Annotated in this window: 17 protein-coding genes; 9 read left to right on the top strand and 8 right to left on the bottom strand. The window is 52.5% G+C overall.

The window, feature by feature from the left end:
• Nucleotides 1-305: 305 nt before the first annotated feature.
• The 5 genes from JQN73_RS08755 to JQN73_RS08735 all read left to right on the top strand — a co-directional run bounded on the left by JQN73_RS08755 (nt 306) and on the right by JQN73_RS08735 (nt 6,994).
• Nucleotides 306-1,331 (top strand): tripartite tricarboxylate transporter substrate binding protein, encoded by a 1,026-nt coding sequence (locus JQN73_RS08755; RefSeq protein ID WP_205322678.1) that lies wholly within the window; start codon nt 306-308, stop codon nt 1,329-1,331.
• A 123-nt stretch (nt 1,332-1,454) separates the two neighbouring features.
• Entirely contained in the window at nt 1,455-2,558 is a 1,104-nt protein-coding gene (locus JQN73_RS08750) for an ABC transporter substrate-binding protein (protein ID WP_205322677.1), read from the top strand.
• A 274-nt stretch (nt 2,559-2,832) separates the two neighbouring features.
• Nucleotides 2,833-4,647: an iron ABC transporter permease gene (locus JQN73_RS08745; protein WP_205322676.1), complete on the top strand. Its 1,815-nt coding sequence runs from the start codon at nt 2,833-2,835 to the stop codon at nt 4,645-4,647.
• 23 nt (nt 4,648-4,670) lie between these two features.
• Nucleotides 4,671-5,747 carry an ABC transporter ATP-binding protein gene (locus JQN73_RS08740; RefSeq protein WP_205322675.1) on the top strand — a complete coding sequence of 359 codons (1,077 nt, stop codon included), beginning with the start codon at nt 4,671-4,673 and terminating at the stop codon, nt 5,745-5,747.
• Nucleotides 5,748-5,926: 179 nt separating this feature from the next.
• Nucleotides 5,927-6,994 (top strand): porin, encoded by a 1,068-nt coding sequence (locus tag JQN73_RS08735; RefSeq protein WP_205322674.1) that lies wholly within the window; start codon nt 5,927-5,929, stop codon nt 6,992-6,994.
• Between the two features lie 119 nt (nt 6,995-7,113).
• Here JQN73_RS08735 and JQN73_RS08730 read toward each other — a convergent pair whose 3' ends face one another.
• The 4 genes from JQN73_RS08730 to JQN73_RS08715 are packed head-to-tail and all read right to left on the bottom strand — an operon-like array spanning nt 7,114 to nt 11,568.
• A complete protein-coding gene (locus tag JQN73_RS08730) occupies nt 7,114-7,599 on the bottom strand; it encodes an asparaginase domain-containing protein (protein ID WP_205322673.1) in 486 nt (161 codons plus the stop codon).
• 5 nt (nt 7,600-7,604) lie between these two features.
• Nucleotides 7,605-9,176, bottom strand: coding sequence for a cytochrome c (locus JQN73_RS08725; RefSeq protein WP_205322672.1), 1,572 nt, complete (start codon nt 9,174-9,176; stop codon nt 7,605-7,607).
• Nucleotides 9,173-10,774: a GMC family oxidoreductase gene (locus JQN73_RS08720; RefSeq protein WP_205322671.1), complete on the bottom strand. Its 1,602-nt coding sequence runs from the start codon at nt 10,772-10,774 to the stop codon at nt 9,173-9,175. Before JQN73_RS08720 ends, JQN73_RS08725 begins: the two co-directional genes overlap by 4 nt.
• A gap of 2 nt (nt 10,775-10,776) precedes the next feature.
• The gene (locus JQN73_RS08715) at nt 10,777-11,568 is read right to left on the bottom strand and encodes a sugar dehydrogenase complex small subunit (protein WP_205322670.1); all 792 of its coding nucleotides are present in this window, start codon (nt 11,566-11,568) and stop codon (nt 10,777-10,779) included.
• A gap of 136 nt (nt 11,569-11,704) precedes the next feature.
• Between JQN73_RS08715 and JQN73_RS08710 the strand changes: the two genes are divergently transcribed.
• Nucleotides 11,705-12,457 (top strand): L-asparaginase, encoded by a 753-nt coding sequence (locus JQN73_RS08710; protein ID WP_205322669.1) that lies wholly within the window; start codon nt 11,705-11,707, stop codon nt 12,455-12,457.
• Between the two features lie 162 nt (nt 12,458-12,619).
• Here the strand turns inward: JQN73_RS08710 and JQN73_RS08705 are convergent, their stop codons facing one another.
• Nucleotides 12,620-13,627: a D-2-hydroxyacid dehydrogenase family protein gene (locus tag JQN73_RS08705; RefSeq protein WP_205322668.1), complete on the bottom strand. Its 1,008-nt coding sequence runs from the start codon at nt 13,625-13,627 to the stop codon at nt 12,620-12,622.
• A 445-nt stretch (nt 13,628-14,072) separates the two neighbouring features.
• On the opposite strand from JQN73_RS08705, the gene JQN73_RS08700 reads away from it, so the two are divergent.
• Entirely contained in the window at nt 14,073-15,938 is a 1,866-nt protein-coding gene (locus JQN73_RS08700; protein ID WP_205322667.1) for a phosphoenolpyruvate carboxykinase (GTP), read from the top strand.
• A gap of 302 nt (nt 15,939-16,240) precedes the next feature.
• On the opposite strand, the gene JQN73_RS08695 is transcribed toward JQN73_RS08700, so the two are convergent.
• Nucleotides 16,241-16,549 (bottom strand): DUF2798 domain-containing protein, encoded by a 309-nt coding sequence (locus tag JQN73_RS08695; RefSeq protein WP_205322666.1) that lies wholly within the window; start codon nt 16,547-16,549, stop codon nt 16,241-16,243.
• 12 nt (nt 16,550-16,561) lie between these two features.
• Entirely contained in the window at nt 16,562-16,882 is a 321-nt protein-coding gene (locus JQN73_RS08690; protein ID WP_205322665.1) for a hypothetical protein, read from the bottom strand.
• A gap of 353 nt (nt 16,883-17,235) precedes the next feature.
• Between JQN73_RS08690 and JQN73_RS08685 the strand changes: the two genes are divergently transcribed.
• Both JQN73_RS08685 and JQN73_RS08680 read left to right on the top strand, forming a co-directional pair.
• Nucleotides 17,236-18,198: a LysR family transcriptional regulator gene (locus JQN73_RS08685; RefSeq protein ID WP_205322664.1), complete on the top strand. Its 963-nt coding sequence runs from the start codon at nt 17,236-17,238 to the stop codon at nt 18,196-18,198.
• Nucleotides 18,199-18,276: 78 nt separating this feature from the next.
• A complete protein-coding gene (locus JQN73_RS08680; RefSeq protein ID WP_205322663.1) occupies nt 18,277-18,672 on the top strand; it encodes a VOC family protein in 396 nt (131 codons plus the stop codon).
• A 146-nt stretch (nt 18,673-18,818) separates the two neighbouring features.
• Here JQN73_RS08680 and gntK read toward each other — a convergent pair whose 3' ends face one another.
• Entirely contained in the window at nt 18,819-20,351 is a 1,533-nt protein-coding gene (gene gntK, locus JQN73_RS08675) for a gluconokinase (protein WP_205323275.1), read from the bottom strand.
• Nucleotides 20,352-20,637: the final 286 nt, after the last annotated feature.

Here is a 20,637-nt window from a genome sequence, read left to right as displayed (position 1 = left end):
TTGCAAAACGCCAGTCAATGTAGATAACAAATACTCAAAAATAGCCGATTTCCGTAAGTGAATTAGTACTAACCGCTATTGCGCTGCATAGTTTTGAGGCATAAAAGTACAACATTTTTTGTTCGCTCCCAAACTGAAAGGAAACTGAAAGATTCGACCAGCTATGATGCGATTAATTAAAAAACCCCTTGTTCCATTTTTAGTCTATTCGTCTATTAGTATTCGATAAGGCTGATTGTTTTTGCAGCCGTTTGCTGGGTAAACAGAAGAAATGCGATAACAACAATAGATTGTGGGTGGAGACAATGACATTTCGAGAAACTTTGATTTACGTGAGCGCCGCTTGCATGCTAGTCACCGCAAGCGCTGCGTGGGCGGGCAGCCGCACTCCGATAACGGCCCTCAGTGTGCCGGAGTGTCTGGCTCCGGCCAAGCCGGGCGGTGGTATGGATTTGACCTGCAAGCTCATTCAAAAGGGCATGCTGCTTCCCACTACGCTCACCGTCAGCCAGAAAAACGCTGTTCCACCGATTGCCATACGTACCACTTATCTACCGGGGGGAATAGGGGCGGTCGCCTGGAATGCCATCGTGACGCAACGGAGTGGAGAAGCACAAACGCTGGTGGCTTTTTCTGGTGGTTCACTGATGAATCTCGCGCAGGGAAAATACGGCCGCGCCAGTCCGGCCAACGTGCGCTGGGTCGCTGCGGTCGGTGCCGATTACGGCATGATCGCGGTACGAAGCGACTCACCTTTTAAGAACCTGCGCGACCTGATGCAAGCCTTGAAAGACAATCCGTCCAAGGTCACCATCGGCGCGGCTGGCACGGTCGGCAGTCAAGACTGGCTCAAGATATCGCTGCTCGCCAGGAAGCGTCACATCGATCCCAAAACCTTGCGCTTTGTCGCACTCGAAGGCGGTGGTGAATCATTTACCGCATTGCGTGCCGGTCATGTGCAGGCAGTATCGGGCGATGCCTCGGAAGCGATGTTACACGCAGCAGATAACGAGATTCGTATTCTGGCGGTGCTATCCGACAATCGCCTACCCGGGGCACTGGCGAACGTACCCACCGCACGGGAGCAGGGTATCGATGTGAGTTGGCCGATCATCCGCGGCGTTTACATGGGACCGCATGTGTCTGATGCCGATTACCACCGCTGGATCAACGTTTTCGACCAAATGATGGCCACTCCTGAGTTCGATCGTTTGCGCACAGAGGGTGGACTTTTCCCATTTTCCCTGACGGGCAAAGCGCTGACCGAGTATGTCAAAAAAACGGTTTATCAATATGGACAACAGGCGAACGCGATGGGACTGGTGCGGTAAACCTGGCGTGGTCGGGTATGTATCGCCATTGCGTAAAGATCACGAGTCATAACGTAAAAAAATAATCACACAAGTTAGAACGTAACACCCACACACCAATAGAAAAATCAGGAGACAACATCTATGTTTACACCGAAAAAATCTTTGACACTTATGGCAGCTGCATTAGCGCTGACGACCACCGGCAGCGCATGGGCACAAGTTCCGAGTGGTTATCCGGCGGACTATAACAGGATCATTGAAGGTGCAAAAAAAGAGGGCAAGGTGGTTATTTACAGTGCCACGGACTCCAAAGCTGCCGAGCCATTAATCAAAGATTTTAGCGCTCTTTATCCGGGCGTAAAAGTTGAGTTTAACGATATGAACTCAACGGAAGTGTATAACCGTTTTATCTCCGAAGCTGCCGCTGGCGGGACCACCGCCGACGTATTGTGGTCGTCGTCAATGGATCTGCAAGTTAAATTGGTGACAGAGGGTTATGGCGCCGTGTATAAATCGCCGGAAGCCGGTGCGATTCCCGCTTGGGCAAGCTATAAGGATACGGCCTACGGTACAACCTATGAACCGATTGCCATCGTCTATAACAAGCGTTTGGTCCCGGCCGATGAAGTTCCCACTACGCACGCGGCTTTCACCAGACTGCTGACCACGAAAGCAGACAAATACCGAAATAAAGTGACCACCTACGATATTGAAAAATCAGGTGTGGGCTTCTCGTTCATTACGCAAGATGCGCAAGACAATCCGCAGTTTTGGGAACTTGCCACGGCGCTCGGAAATGTTGCAGTACGGGTGCAGTCATCCACCGGCACCATGCTGGAGCGCATTTCATCCGGGGAAAATCTGATCGGCTACAACGTGCTTGGATCGTATGCGCTCAGCCGCGCCAAAAAAGATCCCTCGTTGGGAGTGGCATTTACCACCGACTATAATCTGGTGATGTCGCGGGTCGCGTTTATCAACAAATCGGCAAAAAATAGCAACGCGGCCAAGTTGTGGCTCGATTATCTGCTATCCAAACGCGGCCAGACTATCGTTGCCAATGAAGCGCAGCTATTCGCTATCCGCGCCGATGTCACCGGAACCTCAACACTATCAGAGTTGACCAAGCAACTTGGCACAGCGTTGAAGCCGATCCCGGTGAGTCCGGTGCTGCTGGCTTATCTGGATCAAACCAAACGTCTGGCTTTTCTGAAGCAATGGAAAGCGGCGGCAGGCAAAAAATAATCTGTGGGACGTGGCTGTCGATGTTGTGCGTCGGCGCTGTTTATCAGCGCCAACAATTTCAACAAATGATGCATCTCTCCTGACGAAGCCGCTTACCCGGCTCCGTCGGCGCAACCCAGCCTACGCGCATCTTTCTACCTGATCTCTGGCAATCGACACTCTGTCGTGACCTCTCACAAGGCGCACGGCGGCGGGTCGTTCTACGTCCAGATTTTGAGATCAGGTGCCGTTCAAGTAATTTTTATCTGCATTCTGATCTGGACAATTACCCACTATGCATACTCTTTCCTCTCCACAGCCATCGGTGCGCAGCAACTGGGCCGCATGGCTTTTTCGCCTGAACTGGCCACGCGGACTGGTGGTGACGCTGACCGCACTGGCCGTGTTCGTGCCACTGTCGCTGATCTTCTATCAAAGCTTTTTATCGGCACCTTTTTTTGCCCCAGTAAAAGAATTAAGTCTGGAGCCGTATCGTTTTATTTTTGACGATCCTGATTTCCGTCAGGCGTTTGCAAACGGAATGATGCTGGCCGCAGGCCTGGCGTTGATTGCCGTTCCGTTAGGCGGCATGTTGGCATTCTTGATGGTCCGCACTGATCTTCCTGGTCGTAGCTGGATCGCACCGTTGTTGCTTGTCCCTATTTTTGTATCGCCGATGGTCATCGGTTTCGGTTATGTCGTATCAATGGGACCTGTCGGGTTCTATACCGTCTGGGTCAAGAGTCTGCTTAGTATGGTTGGATTTGATGGCGATCCCTGGAATGTCTACGCGTTTCCCAGCATCATCATCATTGCAGGCCTTACCCACGTGCCACACGTTTATCTTTACGCTTCCGCAGCGCTGAGAAGCCTTGGTGCCGATGTGGAGGAGGCCGCTCGCGTGGCGGGTGCATCGCCGCTGCAGGTCGCCCTCAACGTTTCGCTCCCGATGATCATGCCAGCATTGGCATATGCCGGCGTGCTGGTATTTTTTCTCGGCTTTGAGGTCTTTGGTCTGGTACTGGTGCTGGGCGACCCGGAAGGTCATCTGGTTCTACCTACCTATCTATACAAACTCACCAATAAACTTGGAACCCCTTCCTATCATTTAATGGCAGCGGTGGCTGTATGTCTGGTGGCGGTGACGTTCCCGCTGGTAATGATGCAGCGCTGGTTGCTGCGCTCGGCAAATAAATATGTCTCGATCAAAGGCAAGGGCGCGCGCCAAAAAGCACTACCGCTTGGAAACTGGAAATGGCCTGCGTTTGGACTTATTGCGATGTGGATCATCTTCACCATCGTTATACCGCTGTCGGGAATCGCCTTGCGTGCATTTGTGTCGCATTGGGGTTACGGCGTCTCGCTGGTTGACGCCTTCACCGTGCAACATTTTATCGATGTTTTCGATCAACCATCGTTAATGCGCGGAATTTTGAACACTGTCCTGATTGGTGTCATCGGCGGCGGTATTACGGTGGCATGTTATTGCTGCATTGCGTTGGCAATGCATCGCAAGCCCGATGGCATTACGCGCTTCCTTGATTACAGTGTGTTGGTGCCACGTGCAGTGCCTGGCTTGTTGGCAGGACTGGCGTTCTTGTGGGTATTTTTGTTCGTGCCTTCAGCCTTGAACGATGTTTTTAAAAATTACGACAATTTCTTCGCCAACTGGATGGTAAGCAGCGTCATTCCAATCATGCGGGAATTGCGTTCGACCATATTTTCTGTGTGGCTGGCCTATTCCGTTGTGTGGCTGGCTTATGGTATGCGCCTGATCACCACAGCGCTGCTGCAAGTCGGACCGGAATTGGAAGAAGCGGCCCGCGCAGTCGGCGCACGGCGCGGTCAGGTCACCCGCCATATCACGTTGCCATTGGTGCGGTATGGCTTGCTCGGTGCTTGGCTGATGGTGTTCCTGATTTTTGAACGCGAGTATTCAACCGCCGTGTATCTGCTCTCACCGGGCACTGAAGTCATCGGTGCCTTGATCGTCTCGTTATGGGCTTCTGGCTCGGTCGATCTGGTGGCAACACTCTCATTTATTAATATCTTTTTAGTGGCCATTGGCCTCGGTATCGCGCTGCGCTTCGGCGTCAAGTTGCACGATTAAACCCTCCATACAGGAATAGCATCATGAGCGAATTAAGCGTCAGCAATCTTTATCTGGACTATGGCACCGGTGCCGGTGCCAATCAGATTTTAAAAGGAGTTTCGATGGAATTACAACGCGGCGAGGTGGTTGCGTTGTTAGGTCCATCGGGTAGCGGTAAAACCACGTTATTGCGCGCCGTGGCTGGACTTGAATCACCCAAAGCCGGTGAGATTCAGATTGGTGAACGGACCGTTTTTAACGGCAATGGCAAACTGGAAATCCCCGCCGAAGAGCGCAATCTCGGTCTGGTATTTCAATCGTATGCGTTGTGGCCGCACAAAACCGTATTCAACAACGTTGCCTACGGTCTGCAATTGCGGAAAATGGGAAAAAGCGAGATTGCCGAGCGCGTGAATAGCACCTTGACGCAGCTTGGTTTAGGCCACCTGGGAGAACGCTTTCCGCATCAACTTTCTGGCGGACAGCAGCAGCGGGTGGCGATTGCCCGAGCACTGGTATACAACCCGCCGGTCATTTTGCTCGACGAACCGCTGTCCAATCTGGATGCCAAATTGCGTGAAGAAGCGCGTGCGTTTTTACGTGAACTGATTGTCCGCCTGGGACTTTCGGCGCTGATGGTCACCCACGACCAGGCCGAAGCGATGGCGATTTCGGATCGTATCCTGCTGCTCAACAACGGCAAGATTGAACAGCAAGGTACACCGCAAAGTATGTATCAAACCCCGGACACGCTGTTTGTTGCGGAATTCATGGGTAGCAATAATCGGCTACCAGCCAAAGTCCTGCGGCGCGAGGGAGATCTGGCCTTGCTGGAAGTGGAAGGGGGCACCGTGACAGCCACCGCGCGTGGCGGCAACGCCGGCAATGAGGCGATCGGCATTATTCGCCTGGAGCAAGTCCGGATCTCCAGCGAGCCGGTAGACAACGCTATCAAACTTCCGTTGTTCACCTGCATGTATCTCGGTGACCGTTGGGAGTGCCTGTTCAAGAATGGCGATGCGGTAGACACCATCGGGCTGCGGGCGTATGCCAGCCACCGTTTGACTCCGGGGGAGTATTGGCTGCAGCTGCCGCAAGAGGCGCTTTGGGCGTTCTGATGCCGCGCACATAGAGGTAGGAGCCTTAAGCCCTGGTCTTTTCACCTCACCTCACATTTTTTCCTTGAAGTCGACGCTTGAGGACGCTTCTCAATGCCGTGTTTTGTAGTTCCAACGCTGTCCCATGATTGCCACCGCAGATGGCAAGAAATTTTATTAAACCACTAGAGGAAGATGAAATGAAAAGAAAGTTATTTGCTGCAGTTGTGTTGAATACCTGTGCTGTCGCTGCTTACGCGCAGAGCAACGTGACCGTGTACGGCCTGATCGATACTGGCGTGGAATATACCAATAATGCCAATGCAAAAAAGGACGGTGTCGTGCGCCTGAGCTCTGGCGCAATGAACACCTCGCGCTTCGGATTTCGTGGCGCTGAAGATCTTGGCGGCGGTCTGAAAGCCATTTTCCAGCTAGAAAGCGGCTTTAAAGTTGATACCGGTGAATTCGATAGTGCGGGGGTGCTATTCGGTCGGCAAGCCAACGTTGGTCTGGAAGGTCCATTTGGCCGAATTGTGGCCGGGCGCTCTTACACCACCACCTACGATTTTATTTTGCCGTTTGATTTAATGGGATATTCCGGCCAATATTCTTGGGTAACTTCCGGCAATGCGACCGGTGGACGCAAGGACGGCATGATTACCAATGCACCGAATATCATCAAATACCAGGGTACCTTCGGTGGCGTAAAATTGGGCGCAACTTACGGCTTCGGAGAGGTCGCAGGGAACACGAGCGATAGCGCTAAATATGCGCTTGGCGCTGGCTATGTGATTGGCCCGGTCAGTCTGGCAGCTGCCTTTGATCGCTCGAATGGCGCGGCCGTTCCAGCCTTCAGAAATGACTATGACAAAGCCACAAGCATCCACCTGGCCGGTTTATATCAGATGAGTGAAAATTGGAAATTCAACCTTGGCTATCGGAACTATAAAAAAACACTCGCTAGCCACGCCGCGGATTTGCGTAGCGACATGTTTTGGGGCGGTGCCAGCTATCGCGTGACACCGCTATGGACGCTGATTGGACAGGTCTACTATCAAGACATCAAAAATGTGCCGAATGGCAAGGATGCCGATCCGATTATGGTTTCGGCGCGCGCTAAATATGCATTGTCCAAACGGACGGATTTGTACCTGAGCGCGGCATACGCCAAAGCCAAAAATAATCAACTGGTCGGGGTTTCACGTGATGACACCGGTTTTGGCAATAGCCAGACGGGCGTCATTGGTGGTATTCAGCACCGCTTTTAAGCCCCATCAGTGACCTGAAGTCACCTTGATAGCGGTCCGTACAAAAACGAGAGAGGAGCATAAGCTCCTCTCTCGTGAACGCAATGAAAGGGTATCCGCAGGGAAGGGTACCAATAACGTCAAATCGATTCGAAAACCCCTGCAACCCGATTCTTTTGTACTTTATCCCAGCCGAATACTTTTCCGTTCATCGCAACATAGACGCCATGCGGCAAAAACTGTGCAACGCCACAAGCGAATCCCAGATTAAACAATGCATCTGAATTGGCGATTTCGTACGGGATCATCGCGCCCGTTACCACTATCGCTTTAGCAAGATTAGCCGCGCCCAACACCGCCGCAGTATCCTGCATGGTATCGGTGCCGTGAATAATCACTATCGCCTCTTCCTCTGCGCTGGTGCAGGACGCCAACACGCGGCGGCGGTCGATGTCTTGCATGTCGAGTGAATCCAGCAGTGGTAACTCCTCGAGTTCCAATGCGGCAGTGATGCGCGCGCGCGCGATCGCCTCAGGTAAATGGCTGGCAGCAAAAATCAATTTGCCAGCGATTTCATCATAATGCTTATCAAATGTGCCGCCAGTGGCGATGATGCGGAGTGCCATACGAATTAATTTCCTTTTTTTGGTGGCCGAACAGGTTGATTAGGTTGATTAGGTTGATTAGGTTCAGTATGGTTGTGATCAGAATGCACTTCACGCCGACCGGCTCGCCGTCCACCGCGCCGCGAAAACAAATAAATCAAACACAGAAGTATGAGCCCGCCGAGGCCCATTCCCCACGGCAACAACCCTATTATCGGTGAAGCGGGACCACCCTGGCGCTGTATTTTTACCTGGTCGGGAGTAACCGATGCCGCATCGGGATTGCCGTATTGCTTCAGAACGTAATTGCTTAATGAGGCAATCTGGACGTCACTCAGATGCGGAGCAAATCCCGGCATGAAAGCCTCATCGCTCTTACCATGGCGATCGATACCATTAAGGATCACCATCAATAGATTACTCGGATCATGCGCGCCCACCACCGTATTGTGAAACAAAGACGGATAGTAACCACCTACTACTCCGGAACCGCTGGCGGAGTGGCAGGTTGCACAATTACCGCTAAACAGCTCTGCTCCGCCGGAAGCGATAACGCTATTCGATACCGGCGCAACACCACGTAAGGCAGCATCGTCCTGGGATGCCGTCCCCCAAGCGTAACGCGGCTTCAGATCGCCTTCATTATGGATGGCCGGTACGCTACGCAAATAGGTCACAATCGACTTCACATCCGCATCGGTCAGATATTGCAGACTATGCTCGATCGCCTCCGCCATGCCACCACCAGCGGAGGCTTTATCCGGTACCACGCCGGTCTGCAGATATTGGACCAGCTCTCCATCTTTCCAGCCGCCAACCCCACTGATCGCGTCGGGGGTAATGTTATAGGCCGTCCAGCCCCCCAGCTGCGCGCCGCTAAAGGCCAGCTTTTTATCGATACCCATAGTAAGATTGCGCGGGGTATGGCACTCCTGGCAGTGCGCTAATCCCTCGACTAAATAGGCGCCGCGATTCCATTCGACGCTTTGAGTGGAATCCGGTTGCCACCGTCCTGGCGTGAAATTAAATAAATTCCAACCAGCCAGCAAGATGCGCTGGTTGAGGGGGAACGGCAACGCATTGGCGGGCGTCTTTTGGTTGATTGCTGGCAAACTGAACAGGTATGCCTTGATCGCCAGCACATCATCGCGTGACAGTTTGGTAAACGCGGTGTAGGGGAAGGCCGGGTATAAGTGTTCGCCCTGTTTGCCGATGCCGAGATGCAAGGCACGGATGAAGTCTTCATCGGTCCAGGTGCCAATGCCGGTCTCTTTATCAGGCGTGATGTTGGGTCCATAAATGGTCCCAAACGGCGTCGCCAGCGGGTAGCCGCCGGCAAACGGCTTGGCCTTGTCGACGGTATGGCAGGCGATACAATCAGCGGCCAAAGTCAGGTATTCGCCACGCTTGATCTGATCGGCACTGGTGCCCGCGACATTTACCTTCGCAGGGTCTGATACAACGACATCGGACGCGACCTGCGGCACCGCTACCACTGTCGCGGCAGTGGCGCAGGCGCTGGCGGAGAGTAAAACGATGGCGAGGACGGCCACCGATAGCGGAGATAACAACGATTTGAAATAAGGAGCGGTCTTCATAGCACTGTCCTCAAGGTGTCGGCAATGCGCAACGATAGCGCGGCTAACGTCAACGTGCAATTGACGGTCCCTGCGACTGGCATTACGGCGCTGCTGGCGATGAATAAATTTTCGTGATCGTGCGAACGGCAATGGGCGTCAACCACCGAGTCGCGCGGATCGCCACCCATAATCGTTGCACCCATGATGTGATTATTTGGGGCGAAATCATCTTCGAATTTGACTTCGGTGCCACCAAACATCGCGGCGATACTGGCATAGGTTTCGTGGGTCAGGACCGCACTTCTTTTTACATAATCATCGATTGCATAGGTAATCTCTGGCTGCGGAATTCCCAGTGCATCGCGTTTTTCTGTGCTGGCACGGATGCGATTGTCCGGATTTGGCAAAATATCGTGAAAGCTGTTGAGATTAACGGTTCGTGCCGCCCGCCGGCGAATTTCTGCGTCCAGCTTGGTGCCGACCAATCCTTGTTGCAACGCCGCCAGGGCTGCATGATTAGTCTGTGCCATGTTGTTGAGATGAAGTTTTTTACCGGCATATTCGGACCGGAAAGCGCCATCCCGCATATCTACAATTGACGTCATCTCAATCGGTCCACGTCCTGGCCACATATCTTCATTGGCAAGAAACGTGACGCCGGTGCCAGGGTGGTCCATCAGGTTGCGACCGACCTGATCGGAACTGTTTCCAATCCCGTTCGGATGCTTGTCATCGGTAGAGATCAGCATGAGCTTCGGAATTTCGATCCCGTTTGCTGCCAGCACAAAATATTTTCCGGTTACCCGGAAGGTGCTGCCGTCGGGGTCTTTGTAATGCACCGCAGTGACACGATCCTTGCTATCGACTTCGATGCGATAAACCACAGCGTTAGGCAGGACTCTGGCACCGGCTTGCTCGGCTTTCTCGACGTGAATAATGCCGCCGTACATCGCGGCAATCGGGCAAATTGGCATGCAATTATTATTGCCGCAACAATTCGGACGGGCATCGTATGCGCGGCTGTTACGCGCCACCGGCTCGGACACCACTTTATGGCCATTGGCATTCACCACGGCGCTGAAGCGCTGATCGTTCCAGGATAAGGGCAAATGGTCCATCGGATAGGGTTGTTTGCGCGGCGAACCCAAATCGGTCCCATCATTGGGACCGGAAACACCCAACTCGACCTCCGCACGATAATAATAAGGCTCCAGTTCGTCATAACTGATCGGCCAGTTGCGGCCCACGCCATATAAATCTTTTATCTTGAAATCGTTAGGCAGAAACCGCCACGCCGCAGCTGCCCAATGCCAGGTGGTGCCGCCGACAGCGCGGATATATTGTGAATTGTATTTATGCTCACCCTTAAGAATCAAGTAATTGTTTTCTGGCGAATATTCCGGGTGCGGTGCATATTTGGTGGACGGATACGGCGATATAAAATCGTCTTTGCTGGCCGTATTGCGATAGTTTTCCACAATCCGCCAGCGCTCCAGGCGCGGCCCGGCTTCCAGCACTAGCACCGAGATACCAGCCTTCGCCAGTTGGTGCGCGACGAGCGCACCAGCAACGCCGGAACCCACAACCACCACATCTGCAGACAGGTTATCAGCCATCGTCAAACCCTCGCTTTCAAGACTGCAGGTTGCGTCGTCCAATAACCGGGTGCCGCGCGACAATACGTCGGTACTACCACGGCATCGCGCACCGCATCAAACATCAGAGCTTGATTAAAGGCAATCACTTTGGCCTGCGGGCCGCTGCCGACGACACCCAGATACCAGGCGCCGACAATTTGATGTAACACTTTCGTCAGGTCGGCATTGGTGGCAACTGCCGCAACCAACGCATCGACATCTTTGACCTGCTGCGTCTGCACAAATTGCCATAAGTCAGCGGACTGCTTTTCGAACTCAATCACTTGCGCACTGAGCGCGGCATAAAGCCGGGCGCTCATCGTCGCATTACGTTGTATGTTGGAAGTCAGTAATGTAGATAAGGCAAGAAAATCGGCCTGCTGCTGCCTTTTCGGATCTGGCGTTTTGGTGATAGTCGTCGTCGTGGCCTGGGCCAGGGCTGGTTGTAACCAACGCGGCATACTCAACACAGCAACGCCGGCTCCTGCAAGCAATAGCAGATCGCGACGGTTCAGGCGGTATGACGGCGGTGATGATGCAACGGCGGCTAAGGGAATTATGTCAGTGCCGGGGGTTGCGCCAGAGTCGCAAGAGCGGCTAAGCTGGAGGGATTGATCGGCGTCTTGATGATTGTCCCGTTCCGTTGGATTACCCGATGTTTGCCCTGAGGATGGGGCGGATCGTTGAACCGGCGGACGATCGGGTTGGTTTTGGGCTGGCGTACCGTTTGGGCTCGATCGTTGATCGATGGATTGATGCGGACGTGGCGTCATGTGGCGAGTCCTTTCTGCCTTGTGGGTGATTTGATTATACTGATGGAAGCTTTTTAATTGCCGGCCCTTTTGCTAAAATTTTTAGAAGACATTCCCAATACATTTCCTTTTGACTTTCAGTAATGCAATTTAGTTCATGAAACCTATTGCTCCCGGCACTGTCATTTTTCACCGCTATCGTGGTTATGGCGTCATCGTCACGGTTAATTTGTTAACTGGATGGATATCTGCGCGCTTTGGCAGTGAAATCCGCACGCTTGACCTGAACTTGTCATCCGACGAAATACAGCATGCGGATGGCGAACCGATATTATTCCGTCATGCCCCGCCGGATCGCATGCCGCATGCGCGCCTGATGGCAATGCTGCGCGAGTTGCACAAAGCAGGCTATCAACGTTTATATTTATACAGTTGGCCTAAGCCCTCGGGGATGCATTGGCGCTGGCATTTGTTTTGTGGTCGACACGATTGGCTGGAGCGGCCTCGACGCGAAGGCTGGTACGGCTCGGGTGCCGATTACAACTTCAATCCGATTCTGGGCTGGGGCGACAATCCTGGTGCCTCAGCCAGCGAGCTAGCCAGCGCGCTGGCCCAATTCGATCCTCAGGGTTTTGCGCAAGCGTTGGGAGAAGACGAAGAACACACACTTTGGTTTGCCAACATCTGTGAAGCTTTATTGCCGGATTATGCGTTTAGTCTTGCGTGGGATGTCAATGGCGCAGGAGGCCACGCAGCCAAGGCTGCGCGTATGCCCGGCAGCCTTCCTGTGATACCTGTTCGGAGCGGCGTGCCGGAGTATAGCGGGCCACCTTTACCGTGGCCGCCAGGGTGGGCGCGCTTGTGGCACGGCGCCAATTCCCCATACCATCAAACGATACTGTCACGCTAATTTACATCGGCGTTATCCGAGATATTTATCTTCTTTTGTCTTCTTTTACCGCCGCTTTATTGACACTTATTGACACTTATTGAGACTTAATGACGCTTAGGGTCGCTTGATCCCATCTGTGCGCATTTTTCAGACTTTTTAGAACCTTAAGACATCTCGCGGTTATCCATTACCAAAGGGACGTTTCGTCAACGCATCCGGGTTCAATACATTTTTTGGCGTTCCGTTAGCGAAGTCCACCACATTCTGGAAGGCGGTGCGGAAATACAATTCGTAGCCATCTTTTTCTACATAACCCAAATGCGGCGTCGCCACGACGTTGTCCATTTTTAACAAGGGGTTATCCGGCTTCAACGGTTCGGACTCGAACACATCCAGCGCCGCGCAACCGGGACGGCCTTCCCGCAATCCGTGTAACAGCGCATCGGCCGCTACCAGTTCGGCCCGACTGGTGTTAACAAAGATGGCGGTCGGTTTCATCCTGGCTAAATCTTCCGCTGTAACTATTTCTCTGGTCGCATCATTTAAGCGTAAGTGAAGCGACAAAACATCGGCTTCAGCAAAAAACTGCTCCTTGGAGGACGCTGCCAGATAGCCATCTTCCACTGCTGCGGCACGACTGGCGTCCCGACCCCAGATTATCACCCGCATGCCGAACGCTTTGCCGTACCCCGCTACCATGCGACCAATTTTTCCGTAACCCCACACGCCCAAAGTTCGCCCTTTTAAGGCCACACCCAGACCGTTGTATTGCGGTTCGGAGGATGCCATCTGCCACAGTCCTTGTTGTAAATTATGCACGTATTGTGGTATCCGACGAGCCGCCGCCATGATCAGTGCCCACGTTAGCTCGGCGGGTGCCGTTGGGTCACCCGAACCCTCCACGATGACAATGCCATTGGCTGTGGCTGCCTCAACGTCGATGTGACCACTTACTTTCCCCGTCTGAGAAATCAACTTTAAATGCGGCAGCTTCTGCAGCAGTGCCTTGGAAAACACCGTGCGTTCACGGATTAACACCAACGCATCAAAGCTCGCCAGGCGAAGCGCTAGCTGTCCGCTTCCGCGCGCCGAATTGGCAAATACCTTCACTTCGTGGCCTTGCAATAATGCAAAGCTATCAAGTTGTCTGACCGCATCCTGATAGTCATCAAGTATGGCAATTTTCATATTATTACCCATGAGTAAAGATTCGAGAGGAGCGAAATACGCTATCTCGTAATAAAGCAACGGCATACGGAAACCCGGAAATACCTTACTACATTGGTTGGTCATTTTTACTACAATTGGAGTGTACAATCAATGTCATCTTGCCAGTAATTGCCGACGTGCACCGTAAAAAAATAACATAAACATATCGGTATTTGGATGTAAGAGGATATCAAATGGCGGCCGCGCCAATCTGAACGGCGATATATAGCACGAAAAAATTATTGACTTAAATTTCACCCATCAAGTGAAATGGGCGAAACCGACGATCAAAGTATTCTTTTTGTTTCAAATGATGGCAGTCAACTTTGCAAGAACGCGCCGGAGTACGTATTTACTGCTCGGCGAAGATTAGTCGATGATCTGCCACGGCACACCAAATTTTTCCATATCGGAGGTAACTTTTATGAATCACCCTCATAGCGCTGAAATCTTACGTGCTTTATCCGTCAATCCGCCGGTCTATGTTAAACAACAAAAACTGATCGCCTGGGTTAGCGAGATCGCAGCATTGACGCGACCGGATGCAATCCACTGGTGCGATGGTTCGGAGGCAGAATACGACCATCTATGTGCTGAAATGGTTGCAGGCGGCACCATGAAAAAGCTGAGTCAGGCCAAACGGCCAAATAGCTATCTGGCCTGCTCCGATCCGTCAGACGTCGCGCGCGTGGAAGATCGCACATTTATCTGCTCCGCAAAGAAAGAAGATGCCGGACCGACCAATAACTGGACCGATCCGGCCGAGATGCGCATTACCATGGCAGGCCTGTTCGATGGCTGTATGCAAGGTCGTACCATGTACGTAGTGCCATTCTCAATGGGTCCACTAGGCTCTGATATCGCGCATATCGGCGTTGAGCTGTCGGACTCGCCTTACGTCGCCGCCAATATGCGCATCATGACTCGCATGGGCAAAGCGGTGTACGAGGTGCTGGGCACTGATGGCGACTTCGTCCCTTGCGTCCACTCGGTGGGCGCGCCCTTAGCAGCGGGTCAGAAGGACGTCGCATGGCCTTGTAATCCCACCAAATACATCGTTCATTACCCTGAAACGCACGAAATCTGGTCGTTTGGTTCCGGCTATGGCGGCAACGCTTTACTCGGCAAAAAATGTTTTGCTTTGCGCATCGCCTCGACCATGGGTCGCGAGGATGGCTGGCTGGCAGAACACATGCTGATCCTGGGCGTTGAGTCACCGGCAGGTAAAAAGCACTACGTCGCTGCCGCATTTCCGTCGGCCTGCGGCAAAACCAACTTCGCCATGCTGATCCCGCCGGTCGGCTTCGAAGGCTGGAAAGTCACGACCATCGGCGACGATATCGCCTGGATCAAACCCGGTGCGGATGGTCGTTTGTACGCGATCAATCCCGAAGCCGGTTATTTTGGCGTGGCTCCCGGCACTAACGAAAAAACCAATTTCAATTGCATGGCGTCAATGCGTGACAATACTATTTTCACCAATGTCGCCTTGACGGACGATGGTGATGTCTGGTGGGAAGGGCTGACCAAAGAAGCGCCTTCGCATCTTATCGACTGGCAAGGCAAAGACTGGACCCCAGCTAGCGCAAAAGAGACTGGTGCCAAAGCCGCTCATCCGAACGCGCGATTCACCGTCGCCGCGACACAAAATCCGGTCATCGACTCTGCCTGGGATGATCCCGCCGGTGTGCCGATTTCTGCATTCATCTTCGGCGGTCGTCGCTCCACGACTGTACCGCTCGTTACAGAGGCGCGGAATTGGGTCGAAGGCGTGTATATGGCAGCGACCATGGGCTCGGAGACTACCGCCGCTGCAGTCGGCCAACAAGGCGTCGTACGGCGTGATCCGTTTGCAATGTTGCCGTTCATCGGCTACAACATGAGCGATTATTTCCAGCATTGGCTGAATATGGGCCGCAAAATCGCCGCTTCGCCAGCAGAAATTCCAAAGATATTCTGCGTCAACTGGTTCAGAACAGATGACGAAGGCAAATTTGTCTGGCCTGGTTTTGGCGATAACATGCGGGTTTTGAAATGGATGCTGGATCGCCTCGACAATACCGCTGGTGGCGTGGAGCACTTATTCGGCACGACACCACGATTCAGTGATCTGCGATGGGATGGGCTGGAGTTTAGCGAGCAGCAATTTGACCGCATCACATCGATCGACAAAGCTGCGTGGGAAGCCGAAACCGCTCTGCATAGTGAGTTGTTTGAGAAACTCCACTATCACCTGCCAAAGGAGTTGGAAGAGGTCAAAGCGGCGCTGGGAAAACGCCTTACCAACTGAATAAGCCAAGGCTCAGCATCCCTACTGTAATGGGCGAAATGCGGAGCTGGATTCAATCAGTTGCTGAAATGTAGTTTAGAGAGCGCAATCGCCGTCGGATTGCGCTTTTTGTTTTCTGTCGCTTAGTATTTGTTTATTAGTCTATCGTTGCACCTGCGCACGTACTCTGCACAGCAACCATAATGACAAAAAAAACCCACGAGCGCTGTGCGCCGGTGGGTAGAAATCTGCCCGGGGAGGGCAGAGGAGACATTCGGTGTAGCAAACCTCACGCAATCGCACGCAATATTACGTGGCGGCGATTAAATCATCGATTGCGGCGGCGGTGAAATACGTGCAGCTAATCTTTGCAAAGGGGAATACAACAAGTACATGATGGGAAATGCAATTGGCCACAACGTGAGCCAATTTTCGATCCAGGTACTAAAAAAATGGCCTTCAACACCAAACCACATCAATCGCATCAGCGCAGTCATCAAACCAATAAAAACGCCAGATAAGATAAACGAGGGCAACATCGACGCCAGACTGCGAGACTTAAATCGCGAATTGCGCTTCGAAGCGCGCGCTAAATGATTTGAATCTGAATTTGAATAGTTAGAACGAAGCACATGCCCTCCTATCTAGTTGCTGCTGGCCAACAAACGAAGCTCAGCGGCCAGACTCGGTTGGCTGCCAGCCTGATCATTCGCCATCCGACGGGCAATTTTGCGGCCAGCTATCTTATTATCTGCAATTCGACGTTCCAACGATTTTCTTGGATTGATCATCAATAACCCCGCCCGAAAAATGCCACGTAACAATGGCTTGAAGATTATGCCCACTACGATTACCGCACATAGACCAATCAGCGGCATGACCGCAGCGCCAGCGATCTCCCGGGTAGCTTGCATTGACGGGGAAGCCAACAGTGCGGCGGACGAAATTGAGGTGAAAAATGACATGGTAGGGCGTTCTAATGATATTGATCTTGTGCAATGCAGTATATTATGTGCGACGCCTGCGATCCAATGGTGATTTTGGATACCTGATATGTCGGTTACGAATACCTTGAAGAAAGCGTTTTCCTCATAGGTGCATTTAAAGACTTTGAAAACACGTTTTTGTTGCTTATGCTATCTTTATTGCGATGCAACATTTTAGTTGTCGGAAATAAATTACCTTGGCCTCTTTGCGTAACAGTTATACACTCGATGAATAATATTGATGCTCTATAAAGTACCGACAACCAGACACAATTTGTCTACTGTTAATTGCCCGGATATTACTGCCCCCTATAACTCACCATGATCCCAACATGAGCTTTCTCACGCTTGATTTAAATTTACTGCGGGTCTTCGACGCAATAATGACCGAGCAAAATCTCACTCGGGCCGCCAGTCGTCTGGCAATGACGCAGCCAGCAGTTTCAAACGCATTGAAACGGTTGCGTTACTCGCTCAATGACGAATTGCTGATTCGCACTGCCCATGGAGTCAAACCGACGCAATACGCGGAAGAGTTATGGCCATCAGTGCGACGTGCGTTGACCGATCTGGAAACCGCGATCACACCAGAAACATTCGATGTTTCGCGGGCACACACGACCTTTCAAATGGCAATGGCCGATGCCACGGCGGCATTGTGGCTACCGTCGCTGGTGCGCACCATCGAACGCGAGGCGCCGCAACTAAATATCAGAATGGTGCCATTGACCACCCGCGATCCACGCCAGATGTTGCTACGTGGAGATGTCGATCTGGCGGTGGGCTTTTTCCCCGGTGTTACGGCGCAGTTGGCTGGCAGCCAGACCACTTCAGCGTCCCCGGTGCACCATGAGCGCCTCTATACCGGCGAATACGTCTGTGTGATGCGTAAAGATCATCCTTTGACCCAAACACCACTCACTCTGGACGGCTATTGCGAGGCCCATCACTTGCTCGTCAGCTTTTCGGGGCGCGCGCACGGTTTGATCGAGGAGATTCTTTTAGGGCTGAATCGCAAGCGCAGAATTTTGCTCACCGTAAATCAATTTTTCACGGCCGGTCGGGTCGTCGCCAGTTCAGATTTGATTACTGTATTGCCGCGCCATTTGATTGGCGCCACCGGTATGACGGATGTATTGGTAGCGCGCGAACTCCCTTTCGCCACGCCGGCAGTAGACGTCGATATGCTGTGGCACGAGCGCGACGTGCGCAACCCTGCCCATAAATGGCTGCGTGCCCATCTTGCTGCGACCGCTCACGCCAAATTCACGCAAGAAATTGTCGAGAAAAAATAGATATCTGCCCAGCGTTGCATGTCGATATTGCGTCGATATTGCGTCGATACCGCGCAGCTTGATACAAATGAGGTGAATATGTCAGTTTTAGATCATGTCTCGATAGCGGTGTTGGACTTCGCTACTGCGCGACCTTTTTACGACGCTGTCATGACAGCCCTGGAAGTCAAAAAAGTATACGATCTCGACGATGCCCTGGGTTATGGAACACGCTGCAATGCGGACGAAGATTTCCATACCTGTATCGCCGTATATCTTTCTCCTGACGCAAACACCAATGACAAACGACATTGGTGCTTTAAGGCAAAGTCGCGCCAGCAGGTTCGCGAATTTTTCGACGCTGGTTTAATGCATGGCGGCCTTGACGATGGTGCCCCGGGCCTGCGCGCGCATTACCACGCCCATTACTACGGCGCATTCCTCATCGATCCATCAGGCAATCGCGTCGAAGCAGTATGTCATCGCGCAGAGTAAAGCGTTCAATTGAATCAGCGCGCTGAACCGGTCGGGCCGCATTCGCCATTGCGCATGCGGCCCGCACCAAAAATCTTGCTCCTATTGGCTTTTACGCGATCCGAAAAACCGCAATCAGCAGGTTATTGCATGATTACGTTATTGCTTCATTGCTGGCGTTGAAACTCGGCCAGCTGATGGTATTGCTGGGTTAACTGCTGTGGAATCGCCGCAAAAATAGGCCACAATTTTTTATAAATCGCCACGTTCTGCGGGTTCGGCTGATGATGATGTGTCGATCCCACCATTTCTCCAATTGCGTCCAGTGAGGATATACGACCTAGCGCGTATAAGCCCAACACCGCAGCACCCAGGCAGGAAGACTCGACGCTTTCGGGCACCACCACTTCCCGATCAAAAATATCCGCCATCATTTGTCGCCATAATGCAGAACGCGCAAAGCCGCCGGTCGCCATCATGCGCCTGGTCGGCCCAATCAATTCCTCAACCGCTGGCAATATGCTATACAGACTGAAGATAACGCCTTCCAGTGCAGCCCTGATCATCTGTGGCTTCCCGTGGTGCAAAGCCAACCCAAAGAACGAACCGCGGGCGTCGGCATTCCATAACGGTGCGCGCTCGCCTGCCAGATACGGATGAAATAATAAGCCGTTGGCCCCCGCGCTCACCTGTTGCGCAATGTCCATCAATGCATCGTAAGGATCGCGTTCACTGCGCAAGGCTTCGGCTGCCTCTTCGGTGGCCAGCTCGTCACGCACCCATCGCAAAATACTGCCACCATTGTTGATCGGGCCACCAACGACCCAATGATTTTCGGTTAATGCATAACAAAAAGTGCGTCCTGCAGGGTCCGTCACGGGATGGTCAACCACCGTGCGCATTGCGCCGGAGGTGCCGATCGTCACCGCGACCTGTCCGGGCGCAATCGCATTCACGCCCAGATTGGATAACACACCGTCATTCGCCCCGACGATAAACGGCGTTGTGATCGTTAAGCCTAGCTGCCGGGCCAGCGCTGGGGATAACTCTCCCAATTGATGGGTCGTCGGGACCAGCTCCGATAGTTGCGCTCGGTCGACGCCGATCAGCGCGAGCGCTGCGCCATCCCAGTCCATCTCACATAGGTTGAACATACCGGTAGCTGATGCAATGGAATGATCGACTACCCATTGTCCGAACATCCGATGCAACACAAATTCTTTGATCCCGACGAAGCGCGCACTACGCGAAAAAATGTCTGGTTGATCATGCCGCAACCACATCAATTTGCACAGCGGCGACATCGGATGAATCGGTGTTCCGGTACGCAAATAGATCGCGTGACCATCCATCTCATCACGAATTTTATTGGCCCATGCGCCAGCACGATTATCGGCCCATGTAATGCTATTGGTCAGAGGCTGATCATTTTCATCGATAGCGATCACACTATGCATCGCAGCGCTGAAAGACACCAAAATAATGTGCTCTGCACACATGTTGTCGCTAGCTGAGGCTTGCTTCACGACCTCCGCAATCGTCGTTAACACCGCAGCATAGATTTGCGCGGGATCTTGCTCCGCCATGTCCGCGGTCGCCGACAATAACGGATATTCCACTGCGCTCTGGCTCACTACCTGACCGGTAATTGTGAACAGCACGGCTTTGGTGCTCGTCGTTCCAATATCAACGCCGAGCATATATTCGTTGCGCTTGCCCGCAGTGATATCACCAATATTGCGCTGCAATATCACGCGATTATTCTGCAATGTTTGAACTAACATTTAACTTCCTCGCAAATTATTTTTTTCAACTCGCGTACGCCTAAACCAGCCTTAAGGTCAGTCGCTCGCGTCTTACTGACATGAATGCGCGACTGGCATTATTTTCACATAATCTCATACTGTTGTAGCGCTCCAAACGAAAAAAGAAAAATCTGGCACAACATCTGGAACTAACCTCACGATGGTAGCGCTATCAACGCAC

It is taken from the genome of Glaciimonas sp. PAMC28666, assembly GCF_016917355.1.
GTDB lineage: Bacteria > Pseudomonadota > Gammaproteobacteria > Burkholderiales > Burkholderiaceae_D > Glaciimonas.
The sequence above is the reverse complement of the archived record's forward strand: the minus strand, read 5'-3'. Positions and strand labels throughout refer to the sequence as shown.